Origin of the sequence: Streptomyces sp. NPDC087844, assembly GCF_044742785.1 — a bacterium.
In the GTDB taxonomy this organism is placed as follows: Bacteria; Actinomycetota; Actinomycetes; order Streptomycetales; family Streptomycetaceae; genus Streptomyces.
This window is the reverse complement of record NZ_JBIUVD010000010.1, coordinates 159,286-178,319: the sequence shown is the minus strand read 5'-3', so window position 1 is coordinate 178,319 and position 19,034 is coordinate 159,286. Positions and strand designations below refer to the sequence as shown.

17 protein-coding genes and 1 pseudogene are annotated in these 19,034 nt (G+C 72.1%); 8 read left to right on the top strand and 10 right to left on the bottom strand.

Going from position 1 to position 19,034, the window contains the following annotated elements:
- Positions 1–171 precede the first annotated feature (171 nt).
- The 3 genes from ACIOKD_RS21240 to ACIOKD_RS21230 form a co-directional block, all read right to left on the bottom strand.
- Entirely contained in the window at positions 172–777 is a 606-nt protein-coding gene (locus ACIOKD_RS21240) for a hypothetical protein (RefSeq protein WP_402086098.1), read from the bottom strand.
- A 159-nt stretch (positions 778–936) separates the two neighbouring features.
- The gene (locus tag ACIOKD_RS21235; RefSeq protein WP_402086095.1) at positions 937–1,761 is read right to left on the bottom strand and encodes an MOSC domain-containing protein; all 825 of its coding nucleotides are present in this window, start codon (positions 1,759–1,761) and stop codon (positions 937–939) included.
- A gap of 46 nt (positions 1,762–1,807) precedes the next feature.
- Positions 1,808–2,269, bottom strand: a complete 462-nt coding sequence (locus tag ACIOKD_RS21230) for a DUF6643 family protein (RefSeq protein ID WP_402086092.1) — start codon at positions 2,267–2,269, stop codon at positions 1,808–1,810.
- Positions 2,270–2,544: 275 nt separating this feature from the next.
- On the opposite strand from ACIOKD_RS21230, the gene ACIOKD_RS21225 reads away from it, so the two are divergent.
- Complete coding sequence (locus ACIOKD_RS21225; RefSeq protein ID WP_402086088.1) at positions 2,545–3,864, top strand: TerD family protein; 1,320 nt, start codon at positions 2,545–2,547, stop codon at positions 3,862–3,864.
- A 19-nt stretch (positions 3,865–3,883) separates the two neighbouring features.
- Here ACIOKD_RS21225 and ACIOKD_RS21220 read toward each other — a convergent pair whose 3' ends face one another.
- Positions 3,884–5,056, bottom strand: a complete 1,173-nt coding sequence (locus ACIOKD_RS21220) for a glycosyltransferase (RefSeq protein WP_402086085.1) — start codon at positions 5,054–5,056, stop codon at positions 3,884–3,886.
- A 58-nt stretch (positions 5,057–5,114) separates the two neighbouring features.
- Between ACIOKD_RS21220 and ACIOKD_RS21215 the strand changes: the two genes are divergently transcribed.
- The gene (locus ACIOKD_RS21215) at positions 5,115–5,900 is read left to right on the top strand and encodes a glutamate racemase (RefSeq protein WP_402086082.1); all 786 of its coding nucleotides are present in this window, start codon (positions 5,115–5,117) and stop codon (positions 5,898–5,900) included.
- Between the two features lie 119 nt (positions 5,901–6,019).
- A complete protein-coding gene (locus tag ACIOKD_RS21210; RefSeq protein WP_402086080.1) occupies positions 6,020–6,577 on the top strand; it encodes a hypothetical protein in 558 nt (185 codons plus the stop codon).
- 33 nt (positions 6,578–6,610) lie between these two features.
- Here ACIOKD_RS21210 and ACIOKD_RS21205 read toward each other — a convergent pair whose 3' ends face one another.
- Positions 6,611–7,645 (bottom strand): O-antigen ligase family protein, encoded by a 1,035-nt coding sequence (locus ACIOKD_RS21205; RefSeq protein ID WP_402086077.1) that lies wholly within the window; start codon positions 7,643–7,645, stop codon positions 6,611–6,613.
- Positions 7,646–7,909: 264 nt separating this feature from the next.
- Here ACIOKD_RS21205 and lnt point away from each other — a divergent pair, with 264 nt between their 5' ends.
- The 4 genes and pseudogenes from lnt (at position 7,910) to ACIOKD_RS21185 (ending at position 10,843) form a co-directional block, all read left to right on the top strand.
- The gene (gene lnt, locus ACIOKD_RS21200; protein ID WP_402086074.1) at positions 7,910–9,523 is read left to right on the top strand and encodes an apolipoprotein N-acyltransferase; all 1,614 of its coding nucleotides are present in this window, start codon (positions 7,910–7,912) and stop codon (positions 9,521–9,523) included.
- 83 nt (positions 9,524–9,606) lie between these two features.
- Positions 9,607–10,080, top strand: a complete 474-nt coding sequence (locus ACIOKD_RS21195) for an NUDIX hydrolase (protein ID WP_402086072.1) — start codon at positions 9,607–9,609, stop codon at positions 10,078–10,080.
- Positions 10,081–10,140: 60 nt separating this feature from the next.
- Positions 10,141–10,409: pseudogene (locus tag ACIOKD_RS21190) on the top strand (SDR family NAD(P)-dependent oxidoreductase); the annotation flags it as partial.
- Positions 10,410–10,585: 176 nt separating this feature from the next.
- Complete coding sequence (locus tag ACIOKD_RS21185) at positions 10,586–10,843, top strand: helix-turn-helix domain-containing protein (RefSeq protein ID WP_402086069.1); 258 nt, start codon at positions 10,586–10,588, stop codon at positions 10,841–10,843.
- A gap of 58 nt (positions 10,844–10,901) precedes the next feature.
- Here the strand turns inward: ACIOKD_RS21185 and ACIOKD_RS21180 are convergent, their stop codons facing one another.
- The 4 genes from ACIOKD_RS21180 to ACIOKD_RS21165 form a co-directional block, all read right to left on the bottom strand.
- The gene (locus tag ACIOKD_RS21180; RefSeq protein ID WP_402086066.1) at positions 10,902–11,540 is read right to left on the bottom strand and encodes a class F sortase; all 639 of its coding nucleotides are present in this window, start codon (positions 11,538–11,540) and stop codon (positions 10,902–10,904) included.
- 121 nt (positions 11,541–11,661) lie between these two features.
- Entirely contained in the window at positions 11,662–12,021 is a 360-nt protein-coding gene (locus ACIOKD_RS21175) for a hypothetical protein (protein ID WP_402086063.1), read from the bottom strand.
- A gap of 122 nt (positions 12,022–12,143) precedes the next feature.
- On the bottom strand, positions 12,144–14,222 hold the full coding sequence (locus tag ACIOKD_RS21170) for a sensor histidine kinase (RefSeq protein ID WP_402086061.1): 2,079 nt from the start codon (positions 14,220–14,222) through the stop codon (positions 12,144–12,146).
- Positions 14,209–14,961: a response regulator transcription factor gene (locus ACIOKD_RS21165; RefSeq protein ID WP_402086423.1), complete on the bottom strand. Its 753-nt coding sequence runs from the start codon at positions 14,959–14,961 to the stop codon at positions 14,209–14,211. Before ACIOKD_RS21165 ends, ACIOKD_RS21170 begins: the two co-directional genes overlap by 14 nt.
- Positions 14,962–15,144: 183 nt before the next feature.
- Here ACIOKD_RS21165 and ACIOKD_RS21160 point away from each other — a divergent pair, with 183 nt between their 5' ends.
- Positions 15,145–17,364 carry an NADP-dependent isocitrate dehydrogenase gene (locus ACIOKD_RS21160; protein WP_402086059.1) on the top strand — a complete coding sequence of 740 codons (2,220 nt, stop codon included), beginning with the start codon at positions 15,145–15,147 and terminating at the stop codon, positions 17,362–17,364.
- A gap of 259 nt (positions 17,365–17,623) precedes the next feature.
- Here the strand turns inward: ACIOKD_RS21160 and ACIOKD_RS21155 are convergent, their stop codons facing one another.
- Entirely contained in the window at positions 17,624–18,889 is a 1,266-nt protein-coding gene (locus tag ACIOKD_RS21155) for an alpha-L-fucosidase (protein WP_402086055.1), read from the bottom strand.
- Between the last annotated feature and the right edge of the window lie 145 nt (positions 18,890–19,034).

The window sequence follows — 19,034 nt, the reverse complement described above, 5'->3', positions numbered from 1 at the left end:
CTGTGCCCCCACCTCGTCGTACGCGGGTCCTGCGAAGCCTTGTTCCCAGCGCCTGGCCGTCAACTCGGCTCACGGGGAACGGGAAACAGCCTCTCATGACGGTGCCGAACACCTCGGCCGCTCCACCGTAGCGTGCGCGGGGCCGCGCGGTTGACCGGAGTGCGGAGGCCGTCAACTGCCCGTGCCCGTCCTGCCCCAGTCCGGCCCCGCCCGGGACCAGGCCTGGTCCCAGCGGTCGTACCTGCGCCGCGCCATGCGCCGGACCAGCAGACGCCGGGTGCCCTCCACGAGGCCCGCGAAGGCGGCGGCCGTGCCGAAGCCCGCCAGGACGGCGTGCGTCGCGGCGGTCGCGGTGTCCAGCGGCCGGCCCACTGTTCGGCCCTGCCCGTCCGTCCACACCGTAAATCGGTCGCCGCGCTCGGGGGCCTTGAGGTCCGCCATGGCCGTGCCGCGGCGTGCGGTGCCGTCCGGTGCCGTCCAGCGGGCCACCACCCGGCTGTGGGAGTCACGTCCGGAGGCCGTCTCCGGGTCGGGGTCCAGCGGAGTGCGGTCCGATCTTCTGATCACGGTCGCGACCACCGGGTGGTGGTTCTCCCGCTGCTCCCGCACGGACCGCTGGAGGGCGTCCCCGGCGATCCCGCCGACCACCACACCGACCAGGGGCGCGGCGACGAGGATCAGCAGAAGTGCCCCCAGCGCCAGCCACGCCTCGACGAGATCCGTCGTACGCCGAAGCGGGTTGTGCCGCCAGCGCCGGAGTCCCAGGATTGCCCGCACCGCTCCGCACCCCCTCCGCGTCCGTGATAACCCCCCTCGGAGCCGTTCACGCGCGCGGCCGGGCAGGAGAGAGGGAAATCACTCCTCCCGCGGCCTCTCATGAACTGCTCACACGGACGCCACGGCTGTGCCCGGCGTGCGTGTTCCCCGGGCGAAGGCCTATTCGAGGATCCGCACCGGGTCGCCCACCCGGACCGAACCGGGGGACTCCGGTACGAGATTCTGCCCGAAGACCAGCTTGTCGCCGAAACGGCGGTGGCGGGCGAGGGTGCGCAGCGGCTCCCTGCCGCGCTCGGCCGTCGTCTGGTCGGTGGTGGTCACGACACAGCGCCCGCACATCTTGGCGACGCGCAGGACGACCTCGCCGACGGCGATCCGGGACCAGCCGTCCTCGGCCCAGGCGGCGGTGCCCGCGACCACGAGGTTCGGACGGAAGCGGTTCATGGGGAGCGGGCCCTCTTCGGGCCGGTCGCCCTGTGCGATGAGCGTGTTCAGGGCGTCGAGCGAGGCGAGCGTGGTGACGAGCAGGGGGTAGCCGTCGGCGAAGCTGACGGTCTCGCCCGGCCTCGCGAACCGCGGGTCGACGGGTCTGCGGGTGGCCGGGTCGTCGAGATGCACGAGCCGCACGGCGATACCGAGGTAGTCGCTGAACCAGGCGTCCGCCGTGACTCCGGCGGGAACCCCCTCCACCTTGTCGTTCCAGATCTCCACCGTCATGGTGCCGCCCGGTTCGGGCACGGGGACGGTCAGTGGCTCACGGCCGGGCGCGGACACCAGGATCGCGCCGCCTGCCAGTGCTCCGACGGAGACCAACGCCATCCGCGGTCGCGCGCGTTGCGTGATGATCCTGTTCTTCTCGTCGGTCAGCACCCAACGCCGGTCGCCCGCCGGACCCCATGGCTCCACGACGACCTCGTGCGGGGCGTGCCCCGCGGCCGCCTTCAGCGGGTAGACGTGGATCGAGTGCAGTACCGGCTTCGACATGAGGTCATCCTGCCGGAGGGCTCGGACAACCTCCGCCGGATCGCCCTCAGTAGCCGCGGTACTGCTGGTTGTTGTACGGGTCCTGGTACGGCGCTGGGGCAGGGCGCGGCGCCGTGGGGGCGGGACGCGGTGCTGCCGGACGCATCGCCTCGTAGCCCGTGCCTCCGCCGTTCATCGGGCGCTGCGGCTGGGGCGCCTGGGGGCCCGGGTAGCCGCGCGGCGCGCCGCTCTGCTGGGGGATGTACGGGGCCGCGGCCTGCTGCAGCGGAGCCGGTTGCTGGGCCTGGGGGTAGCCGTACTGGGGAGCCTGGGGAGAAGTCCCGGCGGGCAGAGCGGGCAGCGCCGACGGAAGCGCGGGCAGGTTGCCGCCCGTGTCGTACGCCGCGGGTACCCGGATCGGGGCGATCTGCGGGGTTCCCCGCTCGGCCACGAGGGAGTCGTAGATCGGGGTGTCCGGGAAGGAGGCGGAGTAGTAACCGCCGCCATAGGTGGAGCGGGGGGAGGTCATGGGACATAAGTTAAGCCCACGATGTGCTGGTTGGGGAGACCGATAAGAGGGTTGTTTTCCGTGTCGGCAGTGCCGCGGGACCCTCAATGCGAGCGAACTTGGCGAAAAAGGGCAGCAGAGAGTACACGGATCGTGTAAAGGCCTAGTTCCGGAGGGGTTACCCACGGGTCGGCCGCCGATCTTCCGGGCCCGGTCATGGGCGTTCGCCGCTCAGGGGATTAGGTTGGCGCAGAACGGGCGAACGTACCGAGTCGCGGTCGTCGCGAAGACACCCGATGGGGGCGGACATGTCAATGCCTAAAGGATCGAACGTTCCGGTGCCGACGACGGGGCTCCGCGTCGAGCTGGGCTGGCGGACGGGTCCCGGAGTGCCCGACGCGGACGCCTCGGCGCTGCTGCTGGCGTCCGGGAAGGTCCGCTCCGACCAGGACTTCGTGTTCTACAACCAGCCGGCGCACTCCTCCGGCGCGGTGCGCCACGAGGGCAAGGGCGACGCCGGCGGCCAGGTGAACGACACGCTGTTCGTCGACCTCGCGCGCGTGGAGCCCGGGATCGAGACGGTGGTCCTCGCCGCCTCCTCGGACGGCGGCACCTTCGGACAGGTCCCCGGGCTCTACATCCGGGTCCTCGACGCACAGCAGGGCACGGAGATCGCGCGCTTCGACAGCGAGGGCGCGAGTGTCGAGACCGCTTTCGTGCTCGGCGAGTTCTACCGCAGACAGGGCGCCTGGAAATTCCGTGCCGTCGGACAGGGCTACGACAGCGGACTCATGGGGCTGGCCACGGACTTCGGGATCACCGTCGACGAGCCGCAGCAGCCGGCGCGGTCCGCGCCCGTGGCCCCGCCGGTCACCGCTGCCCCGCCTCCGGCCCCCGTCGCCCCGCCGGTCTCGGCCCCCCGGCCGATGACACCGCCGCCCGCGCCTCCGGCACCCCCGGCCCAGCCCGCGGCCCCCGTACGCCTGACCAAGGTCACGCTCACCAAGGACTCCCCGTCCGTCTCGCTGACCAAGCAGGGCGGCACCTCGGGTGTGATGCGCGTGAACCTCAACTGGACGGTGCGCAAGCAGTTCTCGGGATGGCAGGCCAAGCTGGGCCGGGCGATCGCCATGCACGCGGACCTCGACCTCGACCTGTGCGCCCTCTACGAACTGTCCGACGGAAGCAAGGGCGTCGTCCAGGCCCTGGGCAACGCGTTCGGAGCGCTGCACCAGCCCCCGTTCATCCACCTCGACGGCGACGACCGGACCGGCGCGTCGTCGAGCGGCGAGAACATCAGCGTCAACCTCGACCACATCCGGGACTTCCGCCGCATCCTCATCTTCGTGACCATCTACGAAGGAGCGCGTTCCTTCGCCGACCTGGACGCCACGGTGACCCTCCAGCCGCTGCACGGCGCACCCGTCGACTTCTCCCTCGGTGAGTGCACCGTGCCCTCGACGGTGTGCGCGCTCGCCCTCATCACGAACACCGGCAGCGACCTCGTGGTCCAGCGCGAGGCACGCTTCCTCGTCCCCGACCGGGGCGTGAGCCCGCAGCGCACCGTGGACCACACCTACGGCTGGGGCATGAACTGGACGCCCGGCAGGAAGTGAGCCGACGCGCCGCGCCCGCTCAGGGGCCGGGCGCCGCGTCGGGCCGGGCGTAGGTGCGGCCCTTCCAGGCCGCGCCGCGCCCCCTGTAGTGCTGCACCGCGGAATCCACCGTCATGAAGAGGTACAGCAGGGCCGTGAACGGCAGCAGCGGGGCGAGCAGGAGCGGCTGCCGGTAGTACCGGAGCATCGGCAGATACGTCGCCGTCATCAGCAGCCACGCCACTCCTCCGGTCCCCGCCGCCATCCGGGAGCCCGCTACGAGGCCCACGACGAGCGCCACCGGAGGCACCAGGTACACCACGCCGAGACCTGCCACGGTGCCGGCGAGCACCAGCGGATTGTGCCGCAGCTGGGCGTACGCGCTGCGCGAGACCATCCGCCACAGATCGTGCAGCCGCGGATAGGGACGCACACTGTCCACACGCTCGGCGAGCCCGAGCCAGATGTGCCCTCCGGAGCTCTTCACGGCCCTCGCCAGCGCCACGTCGTCGATGACGGACTGCCGGATGGCGTCCGGGATCCGGGCCCGCTCGGCGGCGGTGGCACGCAGCAGGACACAGCCGCCCGCCGCGGCGGCGGTCCGCGAGCCCCGCCCGGCGATCCACCGGAACGGATACAGCTGCGCGAAGAAGTAGACGAACGCGGGCACCACGAGCCGCTCCCAGACGCTCTCCACGCGCAGCCGGGCCATCTGGGAGACGAGATCGAAGTCCCCGGTCACGGCCGAGGCCACCAACTCCCGCAGACTGTCCGGCGCGTGGGCGATGTCCGCGTCGGTGAGCAGCAGATATTCGGGTGCACGCGCGCGTGCCAGGCCGATGCCGTGCCGTACGGCCCAGAGCTTGCCGGTCCAGCCCGCGGGCGGCTCCCCGGGCGAGCCGACGGTCAGCGGCAGCCCGCCGTGCCGCCGCCCCAGCTCACGGGCCAGCTCCCCCGTGCCGTCGGAACTGCCGTCGTCGACGAGGAAGATCTCGGCCCGCCCCGGATACTCCTGCGCGAGGAGCGACGGCAGGCTCTCGGACAGGACGGCGGCCTCGTCGCGAGCCGGTACGACGACACCCACGGACGGCCAGCTGTCCGGGTCCCGGCGCGACGGCAGCCGCAGGTCCGTACGCCAGAAGAAGCCCTGGCCGAGCAGCAGCCACAGCCAGGCGGCCAGCGATCCGACAGCGGTCCACACAAGGGCGCTCATCCGCCGCAGTCTGCCCCACCACCGCGGCCCGTCGAGCCGGATCGACTATGGTGACCGGGTGAAGATCGCGCTCATGGACTCCGGAATCGGACTGCTCGCGGCGGCAGCCGCGGTACGTCGGCTGCGCCCCGACGCGGAGCTCGTTCTCTCCTCGGACCCCGGCAGCATGCCGTGGGGGCCCCGTACACCCGAGGACGTGACCGCGCGCGCCCTCGCCGTCGCGGAGGCCGCCGCCGCGCACCGGCCCGACGCCCTGATCGTCGCCTGCAACACCGCGTCCGTGCACGCCCTGCCCGCCCTGCGGGCCCGCCTGGAGCCGGGGATTCCCGTCATCGGCACGGTCCCCGCGATCAAGCCGGCCGCGGCGGGCGGCGGACCCTTCGCGATCTGGGCCACGCCCGCCACCACCGGCAGCCCCTACCAGCGGGGGCTCATCCGCGAGTTCGCCGACGGAGTGCGTGTCACCGAGGTGCCCTGCCCCGGTCTCGCGGACGCCGTCGAGCACGCCGACCAGGCGGCCATCGACGCCGCGATCGCCGCGGCCGCGGCGCGCACCCCCGACGATGTGACGACCGTCGTCCTGGGCTGCACCCATTACGAACTGGTCGCCGAGCGTATCCGCGCGGCCGTGCAGCGGCCCGGCACACCGCCGCTCGTCCTGCACGGCTCGGCCGGCGCCGTGGCCGCCCAGGCGCTGCGCCGCACCGGCGAGGTCGCGGCCCCGCAGGCGCCCGACCGGGGCACGCTCACGGTGCTGCTCGGCGGCCGCGAGGGCGCACTGCCCGCCACCGCGCTGACGTACGACGAGGGTCTCCTGCTCCAGGCGGTCAGTCCCGCCCGCTGACCGCAGCACTGCCCCGGGCGCCCGGCGGCGCCCGTCCGGCGGAGGCCTCGCCTCCACGCGCAACAGTCACGGTCCGCGACCAGGTGCCCTCGCTGCGGAACGTGAGTACGCTCATTGGCATGACGGACCACCCCCATGGCGAACAGGGCGCTGCCGACGCCCCGCACACCGAGGTCTGGCACGGCCGCGCGTCCAACCGTATGCAGTGGCTGCTCGCGAGCATCGGTGCCGCCTGCCTGGCACTGGGCATCCAGCTGGCCGTCGATTCGACATGGACGTCGGGCATCGCCGCCCTCGCCATGTCCGTGGTCGGTTGCATCGCGGCGGGGCTTCTCGTCCTCTTCGGGACGCTGGCGTTCGTGCATGTGGCCGTGAAGGTCGACAAGGAGTGCCTCGAAGTGCGCTGCGGCCACATGGGTGTCCCGCGCCGCCGCATCCCCCTGTCGCACATCACGGGAGCCGACTTCGCGCCCCGGGTCACTCCGCGGCAGTGGGGCGGCTGGGGTTACCGCTGGCGGCCCGACCAGGGAACCGCCGTGGTCGTCCGACGCGGCGAGGGCCTGGTGCTCCTCCTGGGCGACGGCCACACGTTCACCATCACGGTGGACAACGCGGAGGCGGCCGTGCGGGTGATCCGCGACCGGCTGAGGGTCGCCGCCACGGGCCGGACCCGCTGACGCCGTAGGCACTGTTCCGCTCGGGTCCGCCGGCTATCCCGTGGAGAGGGTCGGCACGGTCGGCGTGGGACGCGCCGTGGCCAGGCCGGCGAGCAGGCCCGCGCCCGCCGTGACCGTCGTGAAGCTCAGGGCGTTGCCGACCGCGGCGATCGCGGCCAGCGCCGTCAGGGCGGCGCCCGCGGTGAGCACGACCGGGGTGGGGCGTGGTGACTTCCACAGGGCGTACAGGACCCAGCCGAACACCGCGGCGAGCAGGAGCATGCCCGGGGCCCCCTGTTCGGCGGCCTGCTGGAACGGTGCCGAGTGGGGTTTGCCGTCGGACGGCAGTGTCTGCGTGACGGTCGGGCTCAGCTCCGCGAAGCGTCCGGGGCCGATGCCCAGCCCCGGTTCCCGGGCCGCCATGTCGAGCGCGTCGTGCCACAGCAGCACGCGGTGCTGGGTGAGCTGCCCCTCCAGGGACGAGGTCAGACCGTCCGGCAGCGCGTTCTCGGCCGTCGCCCAGGTCGCGCCGGTCACCAGGGCCACGGCGAGCGCGAGGCCGCCGAGCCCCACGGCACGGCGGCGCATACGGTCGGCGGCGAGCGAGCAGAGGAGCACTCCCAGACAGGCCACGAAGCCCGACGTCGATCCCAGGACGGCCGCGGTGACGGCGATACCGGCGGCCAGCAGCCGCAGCGCGAGCCGCGGTCCCGGCGGGCGGGCCGCCCAGGCCGCGCAGCACGCGGCTCCCGCGGAGAGGGTGAGCAGCGCGGCGGTCGCGCCGGTCTGGCCGAGCGGTGAGGTCACCTGGGTGCCCGGATTGATGTGCGGGGCGGCCACGGCGAGACCGAGCCCGGCGAACGCGCCCGCGCCGGGAAGGGCGACCGGCAGCAGTTCGCCGCAGATCCGCCCCACCGCGTAGCCGGCGGCCACGGCGAGCACCGCGAGCAGGACCCCCTCGGGCCGTCCTCCGTGCGCCGCGGCGGTGATCAGGGACCAGGCGGCGCACGCTCCGAGCACCACGACACCCGTCGCGTCCGACGCGCTGCGTCTGCCGTGTGCCGACGCTGGACCGGTCGCCGAAGTCATCCCCGTGGACCCCACCCCGACGCCCCCCGACCTGTGACGGGCCCCGACCGCCCGGCCGGAAACGGCCCGTACGTCGAAGGCTCCGGCACACCGTAACGGGTGATGCGCCGGTTTGTGGACGAGTTGCGCAGAAACGATGCGGCAAGTGCGGGGCGAACACCCGGTCAGTACCTGGTCAGTACCTGGTCAGCACCCGGCCGCCGCCCGGTCGGGCGCCGGGGGCCGCGCTGTCGGCGCCGCGGTCACGCGCCGTAGACTCCCCGGGTGACCGCCACAGCGACCCCCGTAGACGAGCCGGAACAGCTCGAACCGCAGGACCGGCCCGTTTCGCGCATGGTTCGCCTGGCGCGACGGCTGCTTCCGGCCGCCGCCGCCGCGCTCTCCGGGGTGCTGCTGTACGTCAGTTTCCCGCCACGCACCCTGTGGTGGCTGGCCCTGCCGGCCTTCGCGATCCTCGCCTGGTGCCTGCACGGCCGCACCTGGAAGGCGGCCCTCGGCCTCGGCTACCTCTTCGGCCTCGGCTTCCTGCTGCCGCTGCTCGTCTGGACCGGCGTCGAGGTCGGTCCAGGACCATGGCTGGCGCTCGTCGTCATCGAGGCGGTGTACGTCGCGCTCGTCGGCGCCGGCATCGCGGCCGTCTCGAAGCTGCCCGGCCGGCCGCTGTGGGCGGCCGCCCTGTGGATCGCCGGTGAGGCGGCACGCGCGCGCGTGCCGTTCGGCGGCTTCCCCTGGGGCAAGATCGCCTTCGGCCAGGCCGACGGGATCTTCCTGCCGCTCGCGGCGGTGGGCGGCACCCCCGTGCTCGGTTTCGCGGTCGTCCTGTGCGGCTTCGGCCTGTACGAGACCGTCCGCCTGGGCCTCGAAACGCGGCGCACCCGTGTCGTACGCCGCGGGGCCGCCGCGGTGGCCCTGCTCGCTCTCCTCCTCCCCGTGGCGGGCGCCCTCGCCGCACGCACCCTGGTCAGTGACAGTGCCGAGGACGGCACCGCGACCGTCGCCGTCATCCAGGGCAACGTCCCGCGCGCGGGACTCGACTTCAACTCCCAGCGCCGAGCCGTCCTCGACCACCACGCACGGGAGACCGAGCGCCTTGCCGCGCGGGTCAAGGCGGGCAAGGTCGCCCAGCCCGACTTCGTACTGTGGCCGGAGAACTCCTCCGACATCGACCCGTTCCGCAACCCCGACGCCTACGCCGTGATCGACAAGGCGGCCAGGGCGATCGGCGCGCCCATCTCGGTCGGCGGCGTCGTGGAGAAGAACGGCAAGCTGTACAACGAGCAGATCCTGTGGGACCCGGTGAAGGGCCCCGGTGCCACCTACGACAAGCGACAGGTCCAGCCGTTCGGCGAGTACCTCCCGATGCGCTCGCTCCTCGGCGCCATCAACGAGAACTGGACGTCGATGGTCCGCCAGGACTTCAGCCGGGGTGACAAGCCGGGCGTGTTCACCATGGCGGGCACCGAGGTCGGCCTCGCGACCTGCTACGAGGCCGCCTTCGACTGGGCCGTGCGCGACACCGTCACCCACGGCGCCCAGATCATCTCCGTACCGAGCAACAACGCCACCTTCGACCGCAGCGAGATGACGTACCAGCAGCTCGCCATGTCCCGCGTCCGGGCCGTCGAGCACAGCCGGACCGTCACCGTCCCGGTGACCAGCGGCGTCAGCGCCATGATCATGCCGGACGGGGAGATCACCCAGCGCACCGGCATGTTCGTGGCCGACTCGCTCGTCCAGAAGGTGCCGCTGCGTTCCTCCGAGACCCCCGCCACACGCCTCGGGATCGCGCCGGAGATGGTGCTGGTCCTGATCGCGGCGGCCGGGCTCGGCTGGGCGGTGACGTCGTCGGCACGCGGACGACGCGCCGACGACCTGTAGCCCCACACCGGCCGTATCCGTACGACGGGTGGGTGCGGTCGGAACGCGGCGGGGTGACGGGACCGGCCCGTTAGGGTCGGTCCATGGCTACTCCTGACTTCATCCGTACGATCCGGGCCGGCGCCGGCCAGCAGCTTCTCTGGCTTCCCGGAGTCACCGCCGTGGTCTTCGACGACGAGGGCAGAGTCCTGCTCGGGCGCCGGGTCGACACCGGCAAGTGGGCCGTCATCGCCGGCATGTCGGACCCGGGGGAACAGCCCGCGGCCTGCGCGATGCGGGAGGTGTACGAGGAGACGGGCGTCCGGTGTGTCGCCGAGCGCGTCGTGCTCGTACAGGCCCTGAAGCCGATCACGTATCCCAACGGCGACGTCTGCCAGTTCATGGACATCACCATCCGGTGCCGGGCCGTCGGCGGGGAGGCCCGTGTCAACGACGACGAGTCGCTGGAGGTGGGCTGGTTCGACGTGGACGCCCTGCCGGAGCTGAACGAGCACGGGCTGTTCCGGATCAAGCAGGCACTGTCCGACGAGCCCACGTGGTTCGACCCCACGACCTGACGACGAAGTGTGGGTCGTGACCACATGGGGCGAGCCGGAGGGGCTTCCCAGGGTCGGAGCATGACCGCGCGCAGCGTCCCCACAGGCACTCACGCCCCCTCCGCCGACCTCGGCGGCCGTACCGCCCTTGTCACCGGCGCCGCAGGCGGTATCGGCCGCGCGTGCGCGCTGCGGCTCGCCGCGGCCGGTGCGAGGGTGCGAGCGGCCGACCGGCAGGCCGGGGGACTGGAGACACTCGCCGAACAGGCCCGGGTCTCGTGGGAGCCGTCGAGCCGCACCTCCTCGACCTCACCGACCTGGACGCGGCGGAATCGGCCGCGGCGGGCACCGGCCGCCACCCGGCACGGACTCGCAGCGGCCCGTGACGGAGGCACCGTTTTGCTGCTCCCCCTCGGCCCTGGCGACACGGCGACGGAGCCGGCCCACCGCACGGCGAGAGACCTCGGCACGGCCGTGCACGAGGTGGTCACCGTCGGGGCCTCCCACGCCCGTCCGGGATCTCGCCGTGCGCCAGGTCGTCGCGTGCGACGAGAAGCGCGGCACCGATCTGCTGCGTACCCTCGACGCGTACTTCGCTCGCGGGATGAGCCTGGCGCGTACCAAGGACGAGACGCACGTCCATGTCGACACGGTCGCGCAGTCCCTGGAGCGGGTGGGCCGGCTGCTCGGACCCGAAGGGCGGAGCCCGGTTCGCGCGCTGGAGATCCAACTCGCCCCGCGGCTGCGTCGGTTGTCGTCCGCGGCGCCCGTGGGACAGCGCTGAGACCCCGGTCCGGCCGGGCCGCCGGGCCGCCGGGGCCCTGGCCCGGCCGTGCACGGCGTCAGGCCAGTGTCGCGTAGACGATCAGGTTGTTCACCGGGTGCCCCTGGGCGTCGAAATCGCCGTCGCAGGTGACCAGGCGCAGTGCGCGTTCGTCGGTGGGGCCGTAGACCTTCTCGGTCGGGAAGGAGCTCTTGCCGACGCTCTCGGTGCCCGTGATGGTGAAGCGCGCCGATGCTCCCCGGCTGTCGGTGACGGTGATGTCCGCACCTTTGGCGATCTTCCCGAGGTCGTGGAAGACGGCCTTGCCGAAGCGGGTGTCGTTGTGGCCGATGATGACGGCGGGACCGACCTCCCCGGGCACGGAGCCGCCGACGTACCAGCCGGCGGTCATGCCCTTCTCCGCCGGGGGGACCTCGACGGTCCGGTCCGCGTTGAGGCCGAGCTTCATCAGCGAACTGGTGACCCCGATCGAGGGGATGGCGACCTCGGTGGGGACAGCCGGCCGCTTGGCGCCGGCAGCACCTGGCGACGGGGAGCCGACGGCGGCGGCGGGGGAGTCCGCGGCGGCCGGAGCGGCCTTGCCGGGGGCGGACGAGCAGCCGGTGAGCACGGTGAGGGCCGCGGTGACGACAAGGGCGAGGCGGGCGAGGACCGGCAGGCCGGCCGGACGCCGTACCGGATGGTGTGCAGAGGACACAGCGGACTCCAGAGCAGAACCGCGGTACCGGGTGGATACGCGGAGGCGGGTGAACACACGAGGCGGCGCCGCCCGGTGAGGGGCGACGCCACCGTTGTGCCGAGTCGGACGCCGTGCTGGATCAGCCGTTGTGCCGTGCGGCGGAGCGGCGACGCAGTACGTAGGTGCCGGCGCCCGCGAGCAGCAGAGCGCCGGCGGCCGAACCGGCGAGGGTGGTGACACCGGTGTCATCGGCCGGGGCCTCGCCCGCCGCGACACCACCCCTCGGGAGATCCTTGCCGGCCGCGGCCTTCCTGGCTTCGAGCTCCTTCGCCTTCTTGTCGGCCGCGATCTTCTCCTTGGCCGTGGGCCCGTCGTCCGACGCGGACGCGGTCTGCGAGGGGGTGGGATCGTCGGCGACGGCCGCGGACGTCGGGACGAGCAGCGCGCCGGCCGCGACGGCGGTCAGTACGGCGAGACGCAGGGTGTGCTGGCGGGACATGAACACTCCAGTTCCGGCCCGGACTTGGTGGTACCTGGGGGCCGAGCCGCACCAGGTTCCGGGCATGGCCCAAGACTGGCGGCCACTTGTGAGGAACCTGTCAGAACGCCATGGTCATCGCATCATGGTCCGGCGACGGCCTCCCCGGGCTCCTCCCGCCCGGCACCCCGGTCCGGCGCGGCCGGCAGCCGCAGGGTGAAGACCGACCCCTGTCCCTCCGTACTCACCACGCTCGCCGTGCCCCCGTGGGCCTCGGCGAGTTTGAGGACGATCGCCAGGCCGAGGCCGCTGCCGCCGGTGCTCCGGTTACGGGACTTCTCCGCCCGCCAGAAGCGGTCGAAGACATGCGGGACATCACACTCCGGGATGCCGCTGCCGGTGTCGGCGACTTCCACGGCCACCTCGTCCCCGGACTCGGTGACGTACGAGCGCAGGGTCACCCGGCCACCGGGTGGTGTGTGGCGTACCGCGTTGGACAGCAGATTGCTGACCGCCTGGCGCAGCCGTACGGGATCGGCGTCGAGCGGCGGCGGCGGAAGAGGGGTGCCGGGCGCCGCCGCGGAGACCGTCAGCGTGACGCCCGCGGTCTCCGCCAGCCCCTGATGGGCCGCGGCGACCTGGCCGAGCAGGGCGTCGACGCGTACCGGCTCCAGGTGCAGACGCAGCGCGCCCGCGTCCGCGGCCCCCAGATCCTGGAGATCGTCGATGATGTGCTGCAGCTGCACCGCCTCCTCGTGGAGCGAGGACACGAACGCCGGGTCCGGCTCCGCCAGACCGTCCTGCGCCGCCTCCAGCCAGCCGCGGATGTTGCTCAGCGGGGTACGCAGCTCATGGGCGACGTCGCTGACCATCGCCTTGCGCTGCTCCTCAAGCCTGGCCCGGTGCGCGGCCATGTCGTTGAAGGCCGCCGCCAGCCGTCCGATCTCGTTGTCCGAGCCGACCGGTACGGGCGCCGAGCCCAGTCCGTCCCGCATCCGCTGGGCGGCGCCGGTGAGCGCGTGCAGCGGGCGTACGAGCCTGGCTCCGGCGATCACGGAGGCGCCGACGGTGAGGGCGAGGACCAGGGCCGCGGCTCCTGCGATGCGTGTGGTGTTGGCCGGTGAGAGATCGAAGCCGGGCACGCTGACGGCGTCGGGGCTGTCGATGAACAGCAGCGCGGGGGCGGCGACATAGGACGTGAGCTGTTCGCGGCGGGCGCTGTCGACGCAGGAGGCTGTCGCCCGGTCGTGCTTGCTGCTGCGCTCCGTGGACGGGCCGTCGACGATCCCGTCGCCGCCGCTCGCCTTCTCCTTGGCCGCCCGGTCCTGTGCCATCTTCTCCTGGACGGCCCGCTGCTCGGCGGCCCACTTCTCGTCGGTGATGCCGCCCTCGGGCACGGGAACCGCGGACAGGCCGTCGCTGCCCGTGTCGGCCGACCCGTACCCCCGGTCCCAGGACAGGTCCAGGTTCAGTTTCACGCCGGTGAGGCCCTGCCGTTCCAGGCAGGCGTCGGCCAGTCGGTCGAGTGCGCGCAGGGCCTTCTTCTCGGTCGCGGTGGGACCGGCCGAGGAGGACGTCAGACACCTCAGTTCCAGGGAGCGGTCGGTTTCGCTGCTCACGTACTGGACATGGGGTCGTCCGCTCGGGCTCTCGACGACGTCCGCGGCGACGCCCGCCGCACTGAGGCATTGCACGCTCGCGGTGGTGGCCTTGCGCAGGACCTTGCGTTCCCTGGCCGGCAGCAGGAACGGCCCGACCGCGCGTGGATCGACGCGGTCCGTGCCCGCGGAGGCGGCATCGGGCGCCAGGACGGTGTCGACGGACAGCGGGTCGACGACCGCCGAGGCCTGCGGTGGCAGCGGGGCGGGGGACGCGGTGCCCGAGGCGTCCTTCGCGCCGTCGGTGGAGTCGGAGAGCGGGCGCCGGTCCTGGGTGGTCAGTACGATCCGGCGCTCGGACCTGCGGGCCAGCCGGCGCACGGTGTCGTCGACGTCCTCCCAGTCGGGGTGGGTGGCCGCGTAACCCCGGAGGGTGTTGTAGATCTCCGCGTCGGCGATGAGGTTCTGCCCCTGCTCCTGGCGGATCGCGCCGGAGGTCGTCTGCACGGCGAGCCAGGCGGTGGCGGCGACCGAACACGACGCCACCAGCGCCGACACGGTCAGCAGCCGGCCGAGCAGGCTCTTGCGCAGAGGCAGCCGCGTCCGCTCGTCACGACGTCGCACGGTGTGCCTTCTTCGCCGGGTCCGTCAGTTTGTAGCCGACACCGAAGACGGTGAGCAGCCGGGTCGGGCGCCGCGGGGCGTGCTCGATCTTCTTGCGCAGATTCATGACGTGCACGTCGACGGTGCGGCCGCTGATGTACTTGTCGAAGCCGTGCAGCTCCTCCAGGAGCCGCTGTCTGGTGAAGACCCGGTCGGGTTCGGCCGCCATCGCGGTGAGGATGCGGAACTCGCCGGGCGTGCACTCGACCGGCATCTCCCCGACCAGCACCTCGTGCCGGGCCGTATCGATGCGCAGGGTGCCCACCGACAGCGTCCCGTCCTCGACGACGGCATCGGCGGCACCGGGCGTGGGGCCGGGCGCGGGCAGGGGCCCGGGGCCGGTGGAGCCCCGGTTGCGGCGCAGCAGCGTACGGACCCGGGCCATCAGCTCACGCGGGCTGAACGGCTTGGTCATGTAGTCGTCGGCACCGAGATCCAGGCCGAGCAGCAGATCGTCCTCGGTACTGCGGGCCGTGAGCATCAGCACCGGCACCTCCCGGCACTCGGCACGCAGAATCCTGACCACGTCCAGGCCGTCGGCCCTGGGCATCATCACATCGAGAACGAGCAGATCGGGCTCCCGGTGGCGAACCTTGTCGAGCGCCGTACGGCCGTCCCCGACGACCGTGACCGAGTGCCCCTCGTGCTCCAGGTACCGGCGCACCAACTCCGCCTGCTTCGCGTCGTCTTCAGCGACCATGATGTATGCGCACACGCCGCAGATGGTAGCGAGCGCGGAGTTCGGGGCGGGGGCCGATCCCCGACCGATCCCCGGCCGGGCCGTGGCCGGGTTGCGCGGCCTCCTGTCCGGCGGAGCCCCGGCAGGAGATATCTTGATGTCGAGCAATGTTGCAGACTTTGCAGACGTGGAGCGGAGCACCCGGTGACTGACTCGACCATCATCTATACGCACACTGACGAGGCCCCGGCCCTGGCGACCTATTCGTTCTTGCCGGTGGTCCAGGCGTACGCGTCGCAGGCCGGTGTCACTGTGGAAACCCGTGACATCTCGCTGGCCGGACGGATCATCGCCCTCTTCCCCGAGTTCCTGGAGGAGGGGCAGCGCATCCCCGACGCCCTCGCCGAGCTGGGTGAGCTGGCCAGGACGCCCGGGGCGAACATCATCAAGCTGCCGAACATCTCGGCCTCGATCCCGCAGCTGAAGGTCGCGGTCGCCGAGCTGCAGTCGCAGGGCTACGCGCTGCCGAACTACCCGGACGACCCGAAGACCGACGAGGAGCGCGACATCCGCGCCCGCTACGACAAGGTCAAGGGCAGCGCCGTGAACCCGGTGCTGCGCGAGGGCAACTCCGACCGCCGCGCCCCCGCGTCGGTCAAGAACTACGCCAAGGCCCACCCGCACCGCATGGGCGCCTGGAGCGCCGACTCCAAGACCAACGTCGCGACCATGGGCGTCGACGACTTCCGGTCCACCGAGAAGTCCGTGGTGATCTCCGAGGCCGGCTCCCTGCGCATCGAGCTGACCGGCGACGACGGCTCCACCACCGTCCTGCGTGAGTCCGTACCCGTCCTCGCGGGCGAGGTCGTCGACGCCTCCGTCCTGCACGTCGCCGCCCTGCGCGAGTTCCTCACGGCGCAGATCGCCCGGGCCAAGGCCGAAGGCGTGCTGTTCTCCGTGCACCTCAAGGCCACCATGATGAAGGTCTCCGACCCGATCATCTTCGGCCACGTGGTGCGCGCCTTCTTCCCGAAGACGTTCGCCCGGTACGGCAAGGCGCTCGCCACCGCCGGTCTGACCCCGAACGACGGTCTCGGCGGCATCTACAAGGGCCTTGAGTCCCTGCCCGAGGGCGCCGAGATCAAGGCGTCCTTCGACGCCGAGCTCGCCGAGGGCCCCGAGCTGGCCATGGTCGACTCCGACAAGGGCATCAGCAACCTGCACGTCCCCTCCGACGTCATCGTCGACGCCTCCATGCCGGCGATGATCCGCACCTCCGGCCACATGTGGGGCCCGGATGGCTCGGAGGCCGACACCCTCGCCGTCCTCCCGGACTCCAGCTACGCCGGTGTCTACCAGGTCGTCCTCGACGACTGCCGCGCCAACGGCGCCTTCGACCCGTCGACGATGGGCACCGTCCCGAACGTCGGCCTGATGGCGCAGAAGGCCGAGGAGTACGGCAGCCACGACAAGACCTTCGAGATCGCGACCACCGGCACGGTCCGCCTCGTCGACCAGGCCGGGAACGTCGTCCTCCAGCAGGCCGTCTCCGCCGGCGACATCTTCCGCGCCTGCCAGACCAAGGACGACCCGATCAGGGACTGGGTCAAGCTGGCCGTCACCCGCGCCCGCGCCACCGGCGAACCGACCGTGTTCTGGCTGGACGGGAGCCGCGCCCACGACGCGAAGCTCATCGAGAAGGTCAACGCGTACCTGCCGGAGCACGACACCGAGGGCCTGGACATCCGTGTCCTGTCGCCCGTCGAGGCGACCAAGCTGTCCGTGGAGCGCATCCGCCGCGGCGAGAACACGATCTCGGTCACCGGCAACGTCCTGCGCGACTACCTGACCGACCTGTTCCCGATCCTGGAGCTGGGCACCAGCGCCAAGATGCTCTCGATCGTCCCGCTGATGAACGGCGGCGGCCTCTTCGAGACGGGTGCCGGCGGCTCCGCGCCCAAGCACGTGCAGCAGCTGGTCAAGGAGAACTACCTGCGCTGGGACAGCCTGGGTGAGTTCCTCGCGCTGGCGTCCAGCTTCGAGCACCTCGCGCAGACCACGGACAACGCCCGCGCCCAGGTCCTCGCCGACACGCTCGACCGCGCGACGGCCACGTTCCTGGAGAACGACAAGTCGCCCAGCCGTCGCCTCGGTGGCATCGACAACCGCGGCAGCCACTTCTTCCTCGCGCTCTACTGGGCGCAGGAGCTGGCCAGGCAGACCGACGACGCCGAGCTCGCCAAGGTGATCGCTCCGCTCGCCGAGACGCTCACCTCGCAGCAGGAGACGATCGTCGCCGAGCTGAACGCGGTACAGGGCTCGCCTGCCGAGATCGGCGGGTACTACCAGCCCGATCCGGCCAAGGCCGCGGCCGTCATGCGGCCGTCCGCCACGCTGAACGCGGCGCTGGCCACGCTGGCCTAGTCCGAGCGCTCCGCTACGCGCCCGGTCGTTCATCCGCGGGCGCGTCGCGGCTGGACGCACAGTTCCCCGCGCCCCTTTCGGGGCGCGGGTTCGCTGTATCCGGACTCTAAACTGCGGACTCCGGACTCCGGACGGAGGGCAGGTCGGTGATCGCGTCGCGGGTCGAGGCGCACGGGCTCGATGTGACCACCGTGGCCGAAGTACTCACCACGGAGCGATGCGTCCCGGCACCGGCCCACACACCGCAGCCGCACGGCGGTCAGAGGCGGCCCGCCCCCGTGTAGAGGTCCAGTTCCCCCTCCAGTTCCACGGCCAGGACGGTCGCGTGCTCGTCCAGGTCGGCCGCCGCGGGTGCGTCGATCCAGGTCACCCCCGGTACGGCGGCGAGGCCGCCCGTGACGTGGTGGCCCAGTTCCGCGCCTGTGCCGAGGACCGTGACACGCCGGACCCGGTTCCGCAGCCCCCGTACCGACACGCAGTCGCGCGGGGCGTCGAAGCACACCAGATAGAGCGTGCGCCGGTCCGCGGACAGGGTGCTGGGACCGTAGTGGTGCCCGGCGGGCAGCCCGGCGACGGTGTCGTACACGGCGTCCGAGTGCCGCCCGATCCAGGCGCCCAGGCCCTCCATGCGGGCGATCTGTTCCTCGGGGATCGTGCCGTCCTCGCGCGGACCGGCTGCCAGCAGCAGGTTGCCGCCCATACCGATGGTCTCGGTGAAGTACCGCACCAGTTGGCGCACCGACTTGAAGGCGCGGTCCTGCGGCCGGTGGCTCCATGAGTCGTTGATGGTGAGGCACAGCTCCCACGGGCCGTCGGGGGCCTGGAGCGGGGCGCCCTGTTCCGGCGTGGCGTAGTCGCCGTGGCCGAGCATCCGGCCGTTGAGGACGGTGTCCGGGTTGCCCGCGAGGATCAGCTCGGCGAGCTCGTCCATCCGCCACTGCTCCTCCGTGCGCTCCCACTCGCCGTCGAACCAGAGGATGTCGGGCCGGAAGCGTTCGACGAGTTCGCGGACCTGCCCGTCGCGGTACGCGAGGTAGCGCGCCCAGGCCGCCGGGTCCTCCCTGCCCGGCTCGGCCTGTGAGTACTCGTTGAGCGGCACGATGTACGGCCCGGGGTGCCGCTCGGTCGCGTAGTCCGGGTGGTTCCAGTCGGAGTGCGAGTAGTAGAGGCCGACCTTGAGATCCCGGGCGCGCAGCGCCTCGACGAACCCGGTGACGAGGTCGCGGCCCGCCGGGGTGTCCCGGACCACGTCCAGATTGCGGTGGCCGGTGTCCCAGAGGGCGACGCCGTCGTGGTGCCGGGTGGTGAGGACCGCGTACCGGGCACCGACGCGGGCGAACAGCCCGGCCCAGGCGTCGGGGTCGTATCGCGAGGCGCTGAAACCTTCGAGCTGTCCCATGTACTGCTCGTGCGTCATCTCGCCCGTGCAGAAGGACCAGGACTCGGCGGCGCCGCCGACGGCGTAGACACCGTAGTGGATGAAGATGCCCAGCTTGGCACCGGGAAACCAGGGTTGCATCGGCATGCTTCCAGGCTAGGCGCGCGCCTAGGCCGGGCGCGTGGGCGCCGGTCACCTCTGCTGGTCCGTTTTCACCCTGCGGCTCGCACGCCGCGCGATCCCTTTACGTGACTGTCATGTACCTGTAGCTTCCGCGCTGCAAGGGATTTCA

Excerpts from the sequence above, each read along its gene's own strand:
- ACIOKD_RS21235 (WP_402086095.1), bottom strand. The coding sequence starts at position 1,761 with ATGTCGAAGCCGGTACTGCACTCGATCCACGTCTACCCGCTGAAGGCG.
- ACIOKD_RS21210 (WP_402086080.1), top strand. The coding sequence starts at position 6,020 with ATGACGGACCACCCCCATGGCGAACAGGGCGCTGCCGACGCCCCGCAC.
- ACIOKD_RS21230 (WP_402086092.1), bottom strand. The coding sequence starts at position 2,269 with ATGACCTCCCCCCGCTCCACCTATGGCGGCGGTTACTACTCCGCCTCC.
- ACIOKD_RS21205 (WP_402086077.1), bottom strand. The coding sequence starts at position 7,645 with ATGACTTCGGCGACCGGTCCAGCGTCGGCACACGGCAGACGCAGCGCG.
- ACIOKD_RS21220 (WP_402086085.1), bottom strand. The coding sequence starts at position 5,056 with ATGAGCGCCCTTGTGTGGACCGCTGTCGGATCGCTGGCCGCCTGGCTG.
- ACIOKD_RS21155 (WP_402086055.1), bottom strand. The coding sequence starts at position 18,889 with ATGCCGATGCAACCCTGGTTTCCCGGTGCCAAGCTGGGCATCTTCATC.
- ACIOKD_RS21175 (WP_402086063.1), bottom strand. The coding sequence starts at position 12,021 with ATGTCCCGCCAGCACACCCTGCGTCTCGCCGTACTGACCGCCGTCGCG.
- ACIOKD_RS21195 (WP_402086072.1), top strand. The coding sequence starts at position 9,607 with ATGGCTACTCCTGACTTCATCCGTACGATCCGGGCCGGCGCCGGCCAG.
- ACIOKD_RS21165 (WP_402086423.1), bottom strand. The coding sequence starts at position 14,961 with ATGGTCGCTGAAGACGACGCGAAGCAGGCGGAGTTGGTGCGCCGGTAC.
- ACIOKD_RS21225 (WP_402086088.1), top strand. The coding sequence starts at position 2,545 with ATGGGGGCGGACATGTCAATGCCTAAAGGATCGAACGTTCCGGTGCCG.